Here is a 15,088-nt window from a genome sequence, read left to right as displayed (position 1 = left end):
GTGCTCTCCTACTTGCCTAGAACGGTGGGCATTCGCCACAGACATGGCGGCCGTCTGACCGCTCTAGAGGATCGCCTGTAATTGCCCGTGAGCAGTCGGCGCACTCATGCAGCGCCTTTGGTTCGAACGCGCCCTGTTCCCTGATCTGTTCTTTGATCTGGTAATGATCTGATAGGGGCTTGTTTCCGCTGGTCGCGTCGCGTGTCGGTTTGCTAAATTGAGCGGTACTTTGCTCAGAATTGAGCGGTACTTTGCTCAGAATTGAGCGGTACTCCGACTCGGATTGAGCGCCACCCTGCCCAGAGTTGCGCTCAGTTTTGAGCGGCACTTCCGGCAGTGTCAGCACATACTCCGACTTAGCCCCCTTCGCGCCACGGCCGCGCGCCTTCTCTCGCACATACCCCCGCGCCTGCAACGACTTCACATGCCGCCTAGCTGTGCTTTCGCCGATATCAGCCGCCGCCGCCAGCGCCGGCATACCTGGATAGCAGTTCTCGCCACGTTCATCCGCGAAGTCGAGCAACGTGATCAAGACCCTGTACTCGTCCCCGGCGAACTTCACGCCATGCAACGCCTTCTGATATGCGAACTTAAACCCTCTACTCACTTAATTTTCTCCCATGCCTTGCGGCATTCCCTATAGCGCCGTCTAGCGCTGCTTACGCATCCACGGCGGCGCCTTCATCAACCACCGATAGAACGCCTCGCTACCCTCACCGGGACAGCTCGACCACGCCAGATTCTCGCGCCGGTTGTTGAGCTTATTGCCGTCCTTATGCACCACTAGGGAGTGCATGAACTTGCGCAGCTCAAAGTCCGATAGGTGATCCGGCGCCGAGAGCCACGCTGCGGCGACAAGTAGATGCACCGGCATAAGGACATCGTTGGGTACCCGTTCGTCCGCCACGGGGACATACAGCCCGTAACGCGGGTGGTAACGGATGCCTGGCCCGAATGACGGATTAAGTATTCCGTCAGCGGATGCAACGATTGTGGGCGATAAGCCCGGAACGGGTTTCCAATTGTCACCCGGTATATTCAGCATACCAGATTGGCTGAGCTGCGGCTTTGTATATTCGATTGTCACGACAAGCCCGTCTAAGCGTTAAGCAATCGCTTGCCTAACGGGGAAAACCTGCGCTCGGCCACAGCCTCAGTGGGCCGCTCGAATTGATCATTTATCCAGTCGATTACATCCGACTTGCGGAATCGCACGCGGCCGGCAATAACTGCCGACTTCTGTCCAAGCCCTCGGCGTTTGCCGTGGTGGTCTTTCAGTGTATTTACCGGTATGCCGGTCAGTGCGGAAACTTCCGCGTATCCAATCAGGATTGATTCGGTCATGCTGTGATTTGCATTCTGACGCTACAGGTGACGCCTCATTTTCTCGCGCCTACCGGCCCGACCCCGCCGTGTCGTGCTAATTCATTATCGCTCGTTAAGGTGACAACAAGCAGAGATCGCATTCGGAAGGTGACGCAGATCACATAAGCATCTTGGCTATCGCGTCGGCCGCAGCGGCGTGGCTACTCCGATCTAAATGTCCGTATACGCCCATTGTGGTCTGGATAGACTCGTGACCTAGATGTTCCTGAACAACTCGCGGGTGAATGCCCTGTTGGATCAGCCACGATGCACACGTGTGGCGCAGGTCGTGGATTCGGGGTGACTTCTTGAGTCCGTTCTTTTGCGCTTTCGCTAGAGATTTGTACCAAACGTTGGCGCGCCACGAATACAACCGCACTGGTCGCCCGTTTGTGCCCTCAAACAACCACTCGCCGCCGTAGTCGAGCTGGTCAAGCACTGATTTGCTCACGTTAATCGTCCGAACCGACTTTTTCGTTTTCGGCGGCCCAAGCTCGTAGCCTGATCCGGCGCGCTTCCAGGCGCGAACGATCCGGACAGTCGACTTCTCGCGGTCAACATCGGACGGCTTCAACGCCAGCGCCTCACTGGCCCGGCAGCCGGACACCACCAGGAACTCCACCAACGGCTGATAGTGCCCACTAAACGCCGCCTTGAGGATCTGGAACTCTTCGCGCGTCAGGAACACCATTTCGCGCTCCTCGGTGCGTGGCAACCGGAGGCCCTGGCACGGGTTCGCGGCTAAGTGTCCCGCGGTGACGGCACGGTTGAGCGCCCCCGATAGAAACCCGTGCTTGTTCTCAATCGTGCCGCCAGCAGCGCCAGCGTCTCGCATCGCGTTGACCCATCCGGCAACGTCCTCGCGGGACAGCTTCGCTAGGGGGATCGCGCCAAGCGCCGGGCCAATGTCGCTGGCCGCGTACCGCTTGTATTCGGTGACTGTTTTCTTCTCCACGCCCGTCAAGCTGCCGATATGTAGGTCGAGCCATTCAGCAACAGTCAGCGACGAGACCGCGCGCTGTGTGTCTGCGATCCCAGCCAGCTCTAGGGCGCGTTCGGCGCCGAACTCGGCCACTAGCGCACAGAACCGCTTTGCTTCCTTCTCGTCGGGGAAAGTCACCGAAGACTGGCGACTACCACGGCCGCCGAGGCGGTAGGTAACGCCGTAAACCGTGGTGCCGTCCTTGCGCAGGCGGCTACGAATGAAAGCCATGCCGGGCATCCTAGCGCCATCTGTGCTGACGTGGTGCTGACTGACTTTGTATCTAGCATTGTTTATGCTGGTAAAACAGTGGAGCTGCCGGGAATCGAACCCGGGTCCTACGGCATTCCCTCAAGGCTTCTCCGTGCGCAGTCCGCTATGTCTCTGCTCGGATCTCCTGGTCACACGGACTAGCCAGGATGACGATCCCAGTCGCTGTTGGTGTCCCGATGAGTCCCGCGACCGAACTCATCGGTTGATCCCTCTAGCTGATGCCGGGGTCCGGGGCGAGGGCGTTCCCGGTCCGACAGACTAGCCGTCGCTTAGGCAGCGAGAGCGTAGTCGCGCTGATGTGAATCGGCGCTTATATGGTTGCAACGACGCTTACGGTGGTCTCTTGCCTGCACCGGCACGCTTCCCTTGATTCGATGCGCGAAGTCGAAACCGTTCAGCCCCTTGTCTTATTTCTTCGAGCATCCCTGCCGGTTTCCCGGCAGAACGTCCAATGGTACGCCAGTATCAACCGGCGGCAACGCAATTATCTTCCCGGCCACCGACAACCGAGTCCCCCCGGTTAGCGGCCCGGGGGGACTCGATCGAAACATCGTGCTAGCTGATGCCGACGGCCTCTTTGGCGATGGCGGCGACGCGGGTCTGCGCAGCGGAGACGATGCGCTGGCGGTCCTTGTGCGCCTCTTCGTAAGCGATCATCACGCGGACGTCCCGAGGAGTCGTGAGGTCCTTGATCGCGGCGACGGCGTCACTGATGTTCAGCTCGTCGTAGTTCTTGATCGGCAGTTCGCTGGCGTCCAGGACACCAACCGACTCGCGACCCTCGTGCAGAGCGTCGGCCGCGTTGTCCGCACCTTCGCTGCGGGTGACGCGCTCGGCAGCCCGCAGCGCGGCGTTCTGCGAGGCCGAGAGGGCCTTTGCCGCGATTTCGCTGGCGTTTCCGCCGCGCTCCACCAGTTCCCGGAACGCCGGACCGGCGGTGCGCAGGCTCTCGACCGCGCGGTCGATGCCGCGTGCCGACCAGGTGACCGGCAGGTTGACCAGCTTCACCGCGGTGCCGGCGGCCATCTGCACGGGCGTGCGACGCAGCGCCGCCGGCCCGCCGAGGGCGTCCTCGGCAAGCACCGTGGTCAGCCATTCCACCGTCGCGGTGTGGGCGGTGATCAGGCGGTCGGCCAGGTTCTCGACATCCTTGTTCTTGGCGGCGATCGCCAGCGCCTTGGTGTAGCGGGCGCGGTCCAGCAGCTGGTCCTCGAGCGCCAGGTCACCCAGCAGTGCTTCGTCGAACGGCTCAGCCTGCTCGGTCAGCGCCTTGACGGCCGCGGCAGCGCGACCCAGGAACGGGCCGATCACGTCCGGGTAGCCGCCCAGGTCCCGGATTGACGCCTGAATGGCTTCGGCTCGCTCGCGGCCATTGTCAGCGTTCTGGCTCAGCTCGCGGCGTACCGCCTCCGTGCGAGCCTGGATCACCCGGGTTTCGGCGATCTGAATCTCGGTATTGGTCAGATCGAGCAGAGTGCGAAGCTGCGCGAGCAGTCTGGTCGTATCTGGTGCAGTCATTATCTGTAGACCTCCCTGAGTCTTACGGATTTGGGTGGCGCGACAGCGCCCGTATCTTTCGGCTACCCATATCGGCCGATCAGTCAACATCCGTATTTCAGGTGTGATCCATGTCGCTCCACGCGACGAAAGACGCTGTCAGATAACGAAGTTAATGCACTCGACGATGCGACCTGCCACGTCGCGGTCACCGTCCAGTTCGACGTTCTGGCTGCGTGCGGGGCATAACGGGCGGCCGCCGGCCAGCCGGGTGAACTGCAGCGCGTCGACGCGGATCGTGGCCGTCGGCTCTGCGCCACCGAAGTCGGCGACCAACTGGGCCCGGCCGTCGACGCTGACCCGAATCTCCCGCGCCGCCGGGCCGGTCAGGTCGAACAGGACCCGCGAACCCTCGGGCGCTTTAGCTAGTTTCCCGACGACGAATCCCATCGAGGTCTCGACCTCGTCCAGCGACAATCGCAACGCCGGTCCGAGCAGTCCCTCGTCCGACGACGGTCGCTGCAGACCGATACGAATGTCCTGCTCGTGCATCCAGCAGTCGAACACCCGGATCCGCATGAACCGTCCGTAGCTGTCCGGCCCGGCCGGGGTGAACGAGACCGCGTTCCACTCGTCGTCGGACATGGCCTCCAAGACTTTGCGGCGCGTACCGGTGACCTCACGGAACTTCGCCAGCACCTGCGCACCCGGCTCACCGCTGAGGTGGCGGACCCAGCACTCGTTCATCACCCCGATGTCGTTGCGCACGTGGTCGAGCGCTTTGACGTCGATGTCGGGTTCGGGCGGGCTGACGCCTTGCAGGAACGACTCGGTGCCGATGATGTGCGACACCACCGCTTTGACGTCCCAGCCGGCCAGCGCGCTCGGCTTCTGCCAATCGGCCTCCGACAGCCCGTCCAGCAACGCATCGAGGTCGTCCCAGACGGCGAACAGACCCGTCAGCACGTCGGACTTGTCGAGGAGGGTGACTGGGCGGTCGGCCATGGATCGGATCCTAACCCCGCTTATTAGACGAGCAGGCCGAACCGCACGATGAACAGTCCGCTGATGGCCACGAACACTCCCGCCGGGATTGCCCACGGTCCGCCGAAGGCCACCGCGCACGCCCCCACGGCCGCCGCCAGCACCGCATGAATGATGCGAACCACGACGCCCACCCTCCCCCGCGCAGCCGAAACCAAAGTGCGGCGCGGCACCGCGCGCAACAGCCAGACGAAGTTGCCGATCAGCACCACGACGCCCATCACGATTAGCACCTGCATCATCACGGCGCGGAAATCCATTTCGCGCGACGAGCCGACGAACGCGGACAGTATTCCCACGACCACCGCCAGCACGGTGACGCGGCGCAGGATCGTCGCGAGGACCGCACCGATGTTGCGGCGGACCAGGTTTCCGAGCGTCGGGTCGCTGCCCGCGGCGCCGAGGAAACCGCGCAACGCGTGGCCGAACTTTCCGCCGCGAAGCCGGTTGACGGCCAAGTTGTTCTGCGCCTCGGCATTTGCGGGATCCAGCGCTAACACCCGCTCGTAGGTCGCCGAGGACTCTGCGATGTGCCCGAGATCGTGCAGGATGGTGCCGCGCAGCACCAGGGTGTCGACATCGGCGGGCGACAGCCGCAACGCCTCGTCGACCTCAATCAGCGCATCGTGGTACCGGTGCGCTTTCTGCAGTACCCGGGCGTAAAGCCGATGGGACAGCACCTCATTCGGGTGCGCCGTCACCGTCCGCCAGGCCATCCACAGTGCCTCGGGACCGCGGCCCTGCCCGTCCAGCGCCAGGGCATAGATGCGCATCGCGAGTTCGTCGTGCGGGGCGGCGGACAACGCTGCGTAGGCGCTCGACGCGGCTTGCGCATGATCGCCGAGCAGATATTCGGCGCGGGCATTGTGCGCCAACAGCCCTGGATCGTTGGGATGTTCGGCCAGCACCTGACGCAGCACATCCCGCGCGCGCTGGTAGTTCTTCGACTCGATGTACGCGTCGGCGACCACGATGGCCTCGGCCACCGGGTCGGGGCCGGGCTGGGTCATTACCGAATTTTCCTGCGCCGCAGATACTTTGCCAGCTCGTCGTAATTTCCGTCGTTGTTGGCGAATTCGACGACGTTGCGCGCGGTCTCGAACCACGGTCCGGTGCTGGGACGGATCTGCGCAAGCGAGGCGGTGACGTCGGCCATGGACACGGGTCGCACCTGCCCGCTGCGCATCGAGTCGGCCATCGCCAATTGTGTTGCGCTGTCGCAGACATGGGCCAAGTCGGCACCCGAGAATCCCTCGGTGCGTCCCGCGACCGCCTTGAGGTCGATTCCTGCCGCGGGCCGGTCCCGCAAGTGGTAGCGGACGATTCCGGCCCTGGCTTCGGCGTCGGGTAGCCCGACGAAAATGGTCCGGTCGAAACGTCCGGGACGTCGCAGGGCCGGGTCAACATCCCACGGCGCATTGGTGGCGCCGAGCACGTACACGCCGTCGTTCGCCGAACCGGCCGAGTCGAGTTCCTCCAGCAGCGCATTGACCACGGTGCGTATGCCGGAGTTGCCACCGAGCGCGGAACGCCGGTGCCCCAACGCGTCAACCTCGTCGAAGAACAGCACACACGGCACATTGCGGCGGGCGTTGTCGAAGACCGAGCGGATGCTGCGTTCGCTCTCCCCCAGCCACCGGTGCAGAACGTCGGCGATTCCCACGTGGTAGAAATTGGCGCCCAACTCACCCGAAATCGCTTTGGCGATATGGGTTTTGCCACACCCCGGCGGACCATACAGCAGCAGCCCACCTCGGGCGGTTATCTTGAACGCCTTCATCAGGTCTGGGTTTCGGATGGGGCCCAGCAGCGAGAGTTCAAGCTGCTGTTTGACTTCGGCCATGCCGGCGACGTCGGCCAGGCCCACGGTGCTGCGTTGCAGTACGTCGTAGTCGCCTTCGTGCACGACGTCGGCGCTGTCCTCGCCGCCCTCTTTGACGAACGCCGGTTCGATGATGTCGGCCACCTGTTCCTCGGCACTGGTCCAATCGAATTGGGGCTCCGCCGATCCCGCTCCCGGTCCCGATAAAGCCGCGCTACAGCGCTGCAGCAGGCCCAACGCGTCGGTGTTACCGGCGTCGTGGGTGAGCGCGGCGCTGCAGTGTCCGACGGCTTCGGCGTAGCGCCCCTTGTCTGCCAGCAACCGGGCCAGGTGCACCCGCAACTCGACCACGTCAGGGCTGCGCTCGACCGCCGCCGAGAGCTCCCGGATGACGGGGTCTTCCGTCATCCGCCCATGCCTTTGGCCCGGCGGCCGAGTTCTCTGACAACTTCGCGCTGGGCATCGCGCTTGGCCAGGTCTTGTCTCTTGTCGTGCGCGTGTTTGCCGCGTCCCAGCGCCAACTCGACCTTGACCTTGCCCTCGAAGAAGTACATCGACAACGGCACCAACGCGTAGTTGCCCTCGCGGATCTTGCCGATCAGCGTGTCGATCTGACGGCGGTGCAACAGCAGCTTGCGATTGCGCCGCGGCTCGTGGTTGGTCCAGCTACCGTGCCGGTACTCCGGGATGTGCACGTTGCGCAGCCAGATTTCGCCGTCGTCGACAGTGGCGAACGCGTCGACCAGCGACGCGTGACCCTCGCGCAGACTTTTCACCTCGGTGCCCTGCAACGCGATACCCGCCTCGAACACCTCGAGGATCGCGTAGTTGTGCCGGGCCTTGCGGTTGCTGGCGATGATTAGGCGGCCGTCGCTTCGGCGGGGTTTGGCGGCCACCGCTACCGCCGTATGTAGAGGCGCAGCGTCCCGTATGCCGTCAACCCCGACATCGCGACGCCGAGCAGCAGCAGGATCGGAGAGATGTAGACGATGTCGGCGTAGTCGACCTTGGCGATCAGGTGCGCTTGATAGAACTGGCTCAGCGCGCCCTCCAGGAACAACGCCCGCACCAGCACCAGGCCCAGGATCGCGATCGCCACACCGATGGTCGCGGCCAGCACCGCCTCCACCAGGAACGGCAGCTGGGTGTACCAGCGACTGGCCCCGACCAGGCGCATGATGCCGATCTCGGTGCGACGGGTATAGGCCGCCACCTGCACCATGTTGGCGATCAGCAGAATCGCGCCGATGGCCTGCACCAGCGCGACCGCGAACGCCGCGTTACTCAACCCGTCCAAGACCGCGAACAGCCGGTCGATCAGTTGTTTCTCGTTGAGGATGCCGCGCACCCCGGGCTGGCCCTCCATCGCCGCGGCGAACTCGGCGTGCTGGTCGGGATTGCTCAGCTTGACGATGAACGACGCCGGGAACGAGTCCTTGCCGGCGACATCCTTGAACTCCGGGAACTTCTTGATCGCGTCGGCATAGGCGTCCTGCTGGTTGATGAACCGCACGGACTTGACGTCCTGACGACCCTCGATCTTGTTGCGCAGCGCCTTGCACACGTCGCCGCCGCAGGTCGGGTCGTTGGCCGATACGTCTTCGGTGAGATACACCTGCGTCTCGACCCGGTCGAGGTAGATGGCCCGCGAGTTGTCCGCCAGACGCACCACCAGCAGACCGCCGCCGAACAGGCCGATGGAGATCGCGGTCGTCAGGATCATCGCGATCGTCATGGTGACGTTGCGACGCAGGCCGGTGACGACCTCGTTGAGTAGGAATCCGACGCGCACTTAGCGATCCATCCCGTAGACGCCGCGCTGTTCGTCGCGAACCAGCCTGCCCAGTGACAACTCGACCACCCGCTGGCGCATCGCGTCCACAATGTGGTGGTCGTGGGTGGCCATCAACACCGTCGTCCCACTGCGGTTGATCCGCTCCAACAAATCCATGATGTCCTTACTGGTGTCTGGGTCGAGGTTGCCGGTGGGCTCGTCGGCCAGCAGAACCAGCGGACGGTTGACGTACGCGCGGGCAATGGCGACCCGCTGCTGCTCGCCGCCGGAGAGCTCGTGCGGCAACCGGTTGGCCTTGCCCGACAGACCGACCGTCTCGAGCACCTCGGGCACCACCCGGTTGATCGCGTCGGCGCGCCGGCCGATCACCTCCAGCGCGAAGGCGACGTTGTCATAGACCGTCTTCTGCTGCAGCAAGCGGAAGTCCTGGAAGACGCAACCCATCACCTGCCGCAGCTTGGGCACGTTGCGCCCGCGCAGCTTGTTGACGTGGAACTTCGACACCCGGATGTCGCCGCTGGTGGGGTTCTCCGCAGCCAGCAGCAGCCGCATGAATGTCGACTTACCCGACCCCGACGGACCGATGAGGAAAACGAACTCACCCTTGTCGATTTTGACGTTGATGTCGTCCAAGGCCGGACGCGCCGACGATTTGTACTGCTTGGTGACATGTTCCAGGGTGATCATCACGGCACGCCAGTGTAGCTGGGTGGTTCGCCGGGGCGCGAAACTCAGCGCGCCGGAGGCGTTGAGCTGGGCGCCGGGCCGGGCCCCGGTTGCTGGTTGGCGGGTGGTGTGGTCGGGGTCGTCGATGCGGGACAGAAGGGCGGCGGCAGCAGGCACGGCAGCCCCGGTGTCGTCGTCGTGGTCGTGGTCGGCGGTGGCGGCGGGGGTGTCGTCGTCGGCGTGGGCGTGGGCGTGGTGGCGACGGGCTGCTGTTGCACCCGGGTGCGTGGCACCCACGTGTATCCGGGGTCGGGCACGAAGCCGGGCGGCACCACCTGGCCGGGCGGCGGGGTGTCGCTGCGCGCGGGCTCGGGGTGCGGACGGTAGGTGGCGTAGGTCCACCACAGCGCGAAGAACGCCACGATCAGCACGACGGTCGAGGTGCGGACCCGGCCGCCGAACAGGTGGCTGGGCGTGCGCTGCCGGTCGCGGACCTTTTGCAGCAGATCGGTTCCGAGTTTCCTCATCGTTGCGTCACCGAACCTTTGTCGGCGTCAGTCACCTCGTCGTCCGCGGGGATCCCCGCGTCGTCGACCACCCCGACCGTGGCGTCGGCCGCGGTCACGATGCCGGCGCGGGCCAGCGCACGGATGACCAGCACCCGCAGCAACCGGCCGGCCTCGAACTGCTTACCGGGCAGGGTGCGCGCCACCAGGCGCAGGGTGACCGTGTCGACCGCGATGCTCTCCACGCCCATCACCGTGGGCGAGTCCAGCAGCAGCTCTCCCAGCAGCGGGTTGTTCTGGGCGTTCTCGCATTCCTGGTGCAACACCTCGTTGACCCGGTTGAGGTCGGCGTTGGTCGACACCGGGATGTCGACGACGGCGCGCGCCCAGTCCTTGGAGAGGTTGACCGATTTGACGATCTGGCCGTTGGGGACGGTGAACACCTCGCCGTCCGCCGATCGGAGCCTGGTCACCCGCAACGTCACGTTCTCGACGGTGCCGACGGCGTCGGTGGTGGAACCCTGAATGGTCAGCTTCACCAGGTCACCGAAGCCGTACTGCCGCTCGACGATGATGAAGAACCCGGACAGCAGGTCTTTGACCAGCTGCTGGGCGCCGAAACCCAGGGCGGCCCCGACCACGGTGGCGGGGGCGACCAGGCCGCCCACCGAGAACTGCAGAACGTCTGCGATCTGCATCATCACCATGATCGCGATGAACACGATCGACACCCACCGGATCACCGAAGCCACAGCCTGACGGTGTTTGGTCGCCTCCGAGCGCACCAGCGCGTCGCTCTCGGCGAAACCCACGTCGAGCTGGCGGGTGATCCGCTGGGCTACCCAGCTGACGAAGCGGGCCGCCAGCACCGCGGCGATGACCAGCATGGCGACGCGCAGTCCCCTGGTGATGATCCATTCACCGAAAGGGCCGCGCCAAAAGTCGTGCCAACGCTGCGCCGCGGAGGCGATGTCTTTTACGTGGAAAGCGAGGTTATTAGTCGTCATCTTTTCTGTTGCGCCACCGGATTCCCGCTTCCAGGAACCCGTCGATGTCTCCGTCCAGGACGGCCGCGGGGTTGCCCACCTCAAACTCGGTACGCAGATCCTTGACCATCTGGTAGGGGTGCAGCACGTATGACCGCATCTGATTTCCCCAGGAGCTGCCGCCGTCGCCTTTCAAGGCGTCCAGCTCCGCGCGTTCTTCGGAACGCTTGCGCTCCAACAACTTTGCCTGAAGCACTCGTAACGCTGAAACTTTGTTCTGCAGTTGCGACTTCTCGTTCTGGCAAGTCACGACGATACCGGTTGGGATGTGTGTGAGTCGAACCGCCGAGTCGGTCGTGTTGACCGACTGGCCCCCGGGACCGCTGGACCGGTAGACGTCGACGCGGAGGTCGCCTTCCGGAATTTCGATGTGGTCGGTGGTCTCCACCACGGGCAGCACTTCGACCTCCGCGAAAGACGTCTGACGTCGACTTTGGTTGTCGAACGGGCTGATTCGCACCAGCCGGTGGGTGCCCTGTTCCACCGACAGGGTGCCGTAGGCGAACGGCGCGTGCACGGCGAACGTCGCGCTCTTGATGCCGGCCTCTTCGGCGTAGGACGTGTCGAACACCTCAACGGGGTACTTGTGCTGCTCTGCCCAGCGGATATACATCCGCATCAGCATCTCGGCCCAGTCCGCGGCGTCGACCCCGCCGGCGCCGGAGCGGATTGTGACCAACGCCTCACGTTCGTCGTACTCACCGGACAGCAAAGTGCGTACCTCGGTGGCCTCAATGTCGGCGCGCAGCGCCTTCAGCTCGGCGTCGGCTTCGACGAGTGCGGCGTCGGCGGCCGGGCCCTCTTCTTCGGCGGCCAGTTCGTACAGCACCGGCAGGTCGTCGAGGCGCTGACGCAGCTCCTCTACCCGGCGCAATTCGCCCTGGGTGTGCGACAGTTCGCTGGTCACCTTCTGAGCGCGGGCCTGGTCGTCCCAGAGGTTCGGGTCGGACGCTTCCTGCTCGAGTTTTTCGATGCGGCTTCTCAGACCCTCGACGTCAAGCACCCTCTCCACCGTGGTGAGGGTGGAGTCAAGTGCGGCGATGTCTGCTTGACGGTCAGGTTCCACAGGCGACAACGTTACCGGCACCACCGTCTAGCATCCTTCTACATGCGTCCCTATCACGTCGCCATCGTCGGCTCCGGGCCGTCGGGCTTCTTCGCCGCCGCGTCCCTACTGAAGGCGGCTGACTCGACCGACGAGATCGAGGTGGCCGTCGACATGCTCGAGATGCTGCCGACACCGTGGGGGCTGGTGCGCTCCGGCGTCGCCCCCGACCACCCCAAGATCAAGTCGATCAGCAAACAGTTCGAGAAGACCGCAACCGACCCCCGCTTCCGGTTCTTCGGCAACGTGGCCGTGGGCGAACACGTCCACGCGCAGGAACTCGCCGAGCACTATGACGCGGTGATCTATGCCGTGGGCGCCCAGTCGGACAAACCGTTGAACATCCCCGGCGAGAACCTGGCGGGGAGCATCTCCGCGGTGGACTTCGTCGGCTGGTACAACGCGCACCCGCACTTCGAGGAGAAGACACCGAACCTGTCGGGCGCCCGGGCCCTGGTGGTCGGCAACGGCAACGTCGCGATCGACGTCGCCCGCATTCTGGTCACCGACCCCGACGTGCTGGCGCTCACCGACATCGCCGACCATGCGCTGGAGTCGCTGCGGCCCCGCGGGGTCGAAGAGGTGGTGATCATCGGCCGGCGCGGTCCGCTGCAGACGGCATTCACCACCCTGGAGTTGCGCGAACTGGGCGAGCTCGAGGGGGTCGACGTGATCGTCGACCCGGCCCAGTTCGAGGGCATCACCGACGAGGACGCCGAGGCGGCGGGCAAGACCACCAAACAGAACATCAAGGTGCTGCGGGGCTACGCGGAGCGCGAGCCGCGCCCGGGCCATCGCCGGATCGTGTTCCGGTTCCTGACCTCTCCGATCGAGATCAAGGGCGAGGAGCGTGTCGAGCACATCGTGCTGGGCCGCAACGAGTTGGTCACCGACGAGAGCGGCTGGGTGTCGGCCAAGGACACCGGTGAGCGCGAAGAACTGCCGGTGCAGTTGGTCGTCCGTTCGGTCGGGTACCGCGGTGTCCCGACGCCGGGCCTGCCGTTCGACGAGAAGCGCGGCACGATCCCCAACACCGGCGGCCGCGTCGAAGGCAGTCGTAATGAGTATGTCGTCGGCTGGATCAAGCGCGGGCCCACCGGCGTGATCGGCACCAACAAGAGCGACTCTCAGGAGACCGTCGACACGTTGATCGCCGATCTGGCAGGTGCTGAAGTGGCCGACTTCCCCGACGACCACGCCGACCAGCTCTCCGCCTGGCTTAGTGAGCGGCAGCCCAAGGTGATCACCTCCGAGCACTGGGACGTCATCGACCAGTTCGAGCGGACGGCCGGTGAGCCGCACGGACGACCCCGGGTCAAGCTGCCGAACCTCGCGCGGCTGCTGCACATCGGGCACGGCTGATCACGGGCGGCTCTATCCGACGTGGCGCCACTATCCCAGTAGCACTCCGGGATTGAGGATTCCGGCCGGGTCCAGCGCGTTTTTGGTGGCGCGCAACGCCTTTGCGAACGGGTCGGGGCGCTGCCGGTCGTACCACGGGCGATGGTCGCGACCGACCGCGTGGTGATGGGTGATGGTGCCGCCGGTGGCGCTGATCGCTTCGGAGACAGCGGCTTTCATCTCGTCCCACTGCGCGTCCAGCGAGCCCCAGCGCCCGGCGGCGTAGATGCCGTAATAGGGCGCCGGGCCGTCGGGATAGACATGGGTGAACCGGCAGGTCACCACCCCCGTACCGCAGACCTTCTGGATCGCGTCCCGGGCGGCGGCGGTCACGGCGTTATGCAGGTCCTCGAATCCGGTCCAGGTGCAAGCGGTTTCGAATGTCTCGGCAATAACGCCGCGGCGCGCCAGGGCATCTCGTTGGTAAGGCATCCGCAGGAACGACGAGCGCCAGTTGGTCGACGCGTCATCTGGCCTGTCCTCAGTTGCGTCACTGCCGGATTCGCGGTTGCGTCGGGAGATGACCGTGCCGCCGTGTTCGGCGGTGATCTCCAGGGCCCGGTTCAGCCAGGGGTCGATCGGATGGTCAGCCGATTCGAAGGCCAGCACCAGCAGCCCACCGCTGACCGGCGCGCCGGCGTTGAGGAAAGCCTCGGCGGGGTCGAGCAGCCGGCAGTTCGCCGGAAAGAGACCCGCTTGAGCGACGGTGCGGGTGGCGGCGACCGCGGCCGGCCAGCTGTCGAACGCCACCGATGCGGTGACGTGCCAGCGCGGGCGGTACTGCAGCCGCATCCAGGCCTCGGTGATGACTCCGAGAGTGCCCTCGGAGCCGACGAATAGCCGGTCCGGGGATGGTCCCGCGCCCGAACCAGGCAGCCGGCGCGACTCGCTGACGCCCGCCGGGGTGACGACGCGCACCGATTCGGTCAGGTCGTCGATGTGGGTGTAGAGGGTGGCGAAATGTCCGCCGGCGCGGGTGGCCAACCAGCCGCCGAGACTGGAGAACGCGAAGGACTGCGGAAAGTGCCGCAACGTCAGGTTGTGCTTGCGCAACTGGTCCTCGATCCACGGACCGAGCGCGCCGGCCTGGATCCGGGCGGCGCGGCTGACCTGATCCACCTCGACCACCGCGCTCATTGCGCTGACATCCAACGTGACCGCGGGCCCCTCGAAGCGAGGCTCCACACCCCCGACGACGGAGCTGCCGCCGCCGTAGGGAATCGCCGGAATCCCTTCGCGCGTACACCAATCCAGCACATCGATGACGTCCTGTTCGCGCCGCGGCCGCACGATCAGGTCGGGTAGATGATCAAGCCGGCCCTGCAGGTTGCGCGCGACATCGCGGAACGCCTTTCCCCGCGCATGCCCGGCCCGGTCCACCACCTGGGCTGAACACAATGCCGCCAGGGACTGCGGCGGGGTGATCCGCGGGCTGGGCAACCCGAGCGCATTCGGGTCGGGCGGAGCGTGATCGGTGAGGTCGTGACCGGGCAGCATGGCGGCTACCCGGGCCACCAGATCCTTGGTCTCCTGCTCAGTGAGTGCCTGTTCGAGCGTGCCCCAGCCCCACCACGAACGCATGCCGG

At 65.0% G+C, this 15,088-nt stretch carries 16 protein-coding genes and 1 other RNA gene; 1 reads left to right on the top strand and 16 read right to left on the bottom strand.

The window, feature by feature from the left end:
- Window positions 1–16: 16 nt before the first annotated feature.
- From C0J29_RS08490 to prfB, 15 genes are all read right to left on the bottom strand, one after another.
- The gene (locus tag C0J29_RS08490) at window positions 17–562 is read right to left on the bottom strand and encodes a helix-turn-helix domain-containing protein (protein WP_162951413.1); all 546 of its coding nucleotides are present in this window, start codon (window positions 560–562) and stop codon (window positions 17–19) included.
- Between the two features lie 87 nt (window positions 563–649).
- Entirely contained in the window at window positions 650–874 is a 225-nt protein-coding gene (locus tag C0J29_RS32735) for an HNH endonuclease (RefSeq protein WP_162951412.1), read from the bottom strand.
- A gap of 224 nt (window positions 875–1,098) precedes the next feature.
- A complete protein-coding gene (locus C0J29_RS32730; RefSeq protein ID WP_162951411.1) occupies window positions 1,099–1,344 on the bottom strand; it encodes a hypothetical protein in 246 nt (81 codons plus the stop codon).
- Between the two features lie 139 nt (window positions 1,345–1,483).
- Window positions 1,484–2,578, bottom strand: a complete 1,095-nt coding sequence (locus tag C0J29_RS08480; RefSeq protein ID WP_120794628.1) for a tyrosine-type recombinase/integrase — start codon at window positions 2,576–2,578, stop codon at window positions 1,484–1,486.
- Window positions 2,579–2,654: 76 nt separating this feature from the next.
- Window positions 2,655–3,022: a transfer-messenger RNA gene (gene ssrA, locus C0J29_RS08475) on the bottom strand.
- A 153-nt stretch (window positions 3,023–3,175) separates the two neighbouring features.
- Window positions 3,176–4,138: a hypothetical protein gene (locus tag C0J29_RS08470; RefSeq protein WP_065043476.1), complete on the bottom strand. Its 963-nt coding sequence runs from the start codon at window positions 4,136–4,138 to the stop codon at window positions 3,176–3,178.
- Between the two features lie 138 nt (window positions 4,139–4,276).
- Entirely contained in the window at window positions 4,277–5,122 is an 846-nt protein-coding gene (locus C0J29_RS08465; protein ID WP_120792028.1) for a maleylpyruvate isomerase family mycothiol-dependent enzyme, read from the bottom strand.
- Window positions 5,123–5,145: 23 nt separating this feature from the next.
- A complete protein-coding gene (locus tag C0J29_RS08460) occupies window positions 5,146–6,171 on the bottom strand; it encodes a tetratricopeptide repeat protein (RefSeq protein ID WP_120792027.1) in 1,026 nt (341 codons plus the stop codon).
- Window positions 6,171–7,391 (bottom strand): ATP-binding protein, encoded by a 1,221-nt coding sequence (locus tag C0J29_RS08455; RefSeq protein ID WP_120792026.1) that lies wholly within the window; start codon window positions 7,389–7,391, stop codon window positions 6,171–6,173. Before C0J29_RS08455 ends, C0J29_RS08460 begins: the two co-directional genes overlap by 1 nt.
- On the bottom strand, window positions 7,388–7,879 hold the full coding sequence (gene smpB, locus C0J29_RS08450; protein ID WP_120792025.1) for an SsrA-binding protein SmpB: 492 nt from the start codon (window positions 7,877–7,879) through the stop codon (window positions 7,388–7,390). Before smpB ends, C0J29_RS08455 begins: the two co-directional genes overlap by 4 nt.
- Before the next feature lie 2 nt (window positions 7,880–7,881).
- Window positions 7,882–8,775 (bottom strand): permease-like cell division protein FtsX, encoded by an 894-nt coding sequence (ftsX, locus tag C0J29_RS08445; RefSeq protein ID WP_065043481.1) that lies wholly within the window; start codon window positions 8,773–8,775, stop codon window positions 7,882–7,884.
- Window positions 8,776–9,465 carry a cell division ATP-binding protein FtsE gene (ftsE, locus tag C0J29_RS08440; protein WP_065043520.1) on the bottom strand — a complete coding sequence of 230 codons (690 nt, stop codon included), beginning with the start codon at window positions 9,463–9,465 and terminating at the stop codon, window positions 8,776–8,778.
- A gap of 44 nt (window positions 9,466–9,509) precedes the next feature.
- The gene (locus tag C0J29_RS32725; protein ID WP_162951410.1) at window positions 9,510–9,971 is read right to left on the bottom strand and encodes an Rv3103c family proline-rich protein; all 462 of its coding nucleotides are present in this window, start codon (window positions 9,969–9,971) and stop codon (window positions 9,510–9,512) included.
- The gene (locus C0J29_RS08430; RefSeq protein WP_120792023.1) at window positions 9,968–10,957 is read right to left on the bottom strand and encodes a mechanosensitive ion channel family protein; all 990 of its coding nucleotides are present in this window, start codon (window positions 10,955–10,957) and stop codon (window positions 9,968–9,970) included. Before C0J29_RS08430 ends, C0J29_RS32725 begins: the two co-directional genes overlap by 4 nt.
- Window positions 10,947–12,062 (bottom strand): peptide chain release factor 2, encoded by a 1,116-nt coding sequence (gene prfB / locus C0J29_RS08425; RefSeq protein ID WP_065163682.1) that lies wholly within the window; start codon window positions 12,060–12,062, stop codon window positions 10,947–10,949. The genes C0J29_RS08430 and prfB overlap by 11 nt, the downstream gene beginning before the upstream one ends.
- A gap of 42 nt (window positions 12,063–12,104) precedes the next feature.
- Between prfB and C0J29_RS08420 the strand changes: the two genes are divergently transcribed.
- The gene (locus C0J29_RS08420) at window positions 12,105–13,463 is read left to right on the top strand and encodes an FAD-dependent oxidoreductase (RefSeq protein ID WP_065043484.1); all 1,359 of its coding nucleotides are present in this window, start codon (window positions 12,105–12,107) and stop codon (window positions 13,461–13,463) included.
- Window positions 13,464–13,493: 30 nt separating this feature from the next.
- Here the strand turns inward: C0J29_RS08420 and C0J29_RS08415 are convergent, their stop codons facing one another.
- Complete coding sequence (locus C0J29_RS08415; RefSeq protein WP_120792022.1) at window positions 13,494–15,083, bottom strand: FAD-binding oxidoreductase; 1,590 nt, start codon at window positions 15,081–15,083, stop codon at window positions 13,494–13,496.
- Between the last annotated feature and the right edge of the window lie 5 nt (window positions 15,084–15,088).

This window comes from Mycobacterium paragordonae (assembly GCF_003614435.1).
In the GTDB taxonomy this organism is placed as follows: Bacteria; Actinomycetota; Actinomycetes; order Mycobacteriales; family Mycobacteriaceae; genus Mycobacterium; species Mycobacterium paragordonae.
This window is presented reverse-complemented; position numbering and strand designations above follow the sequence as displayed.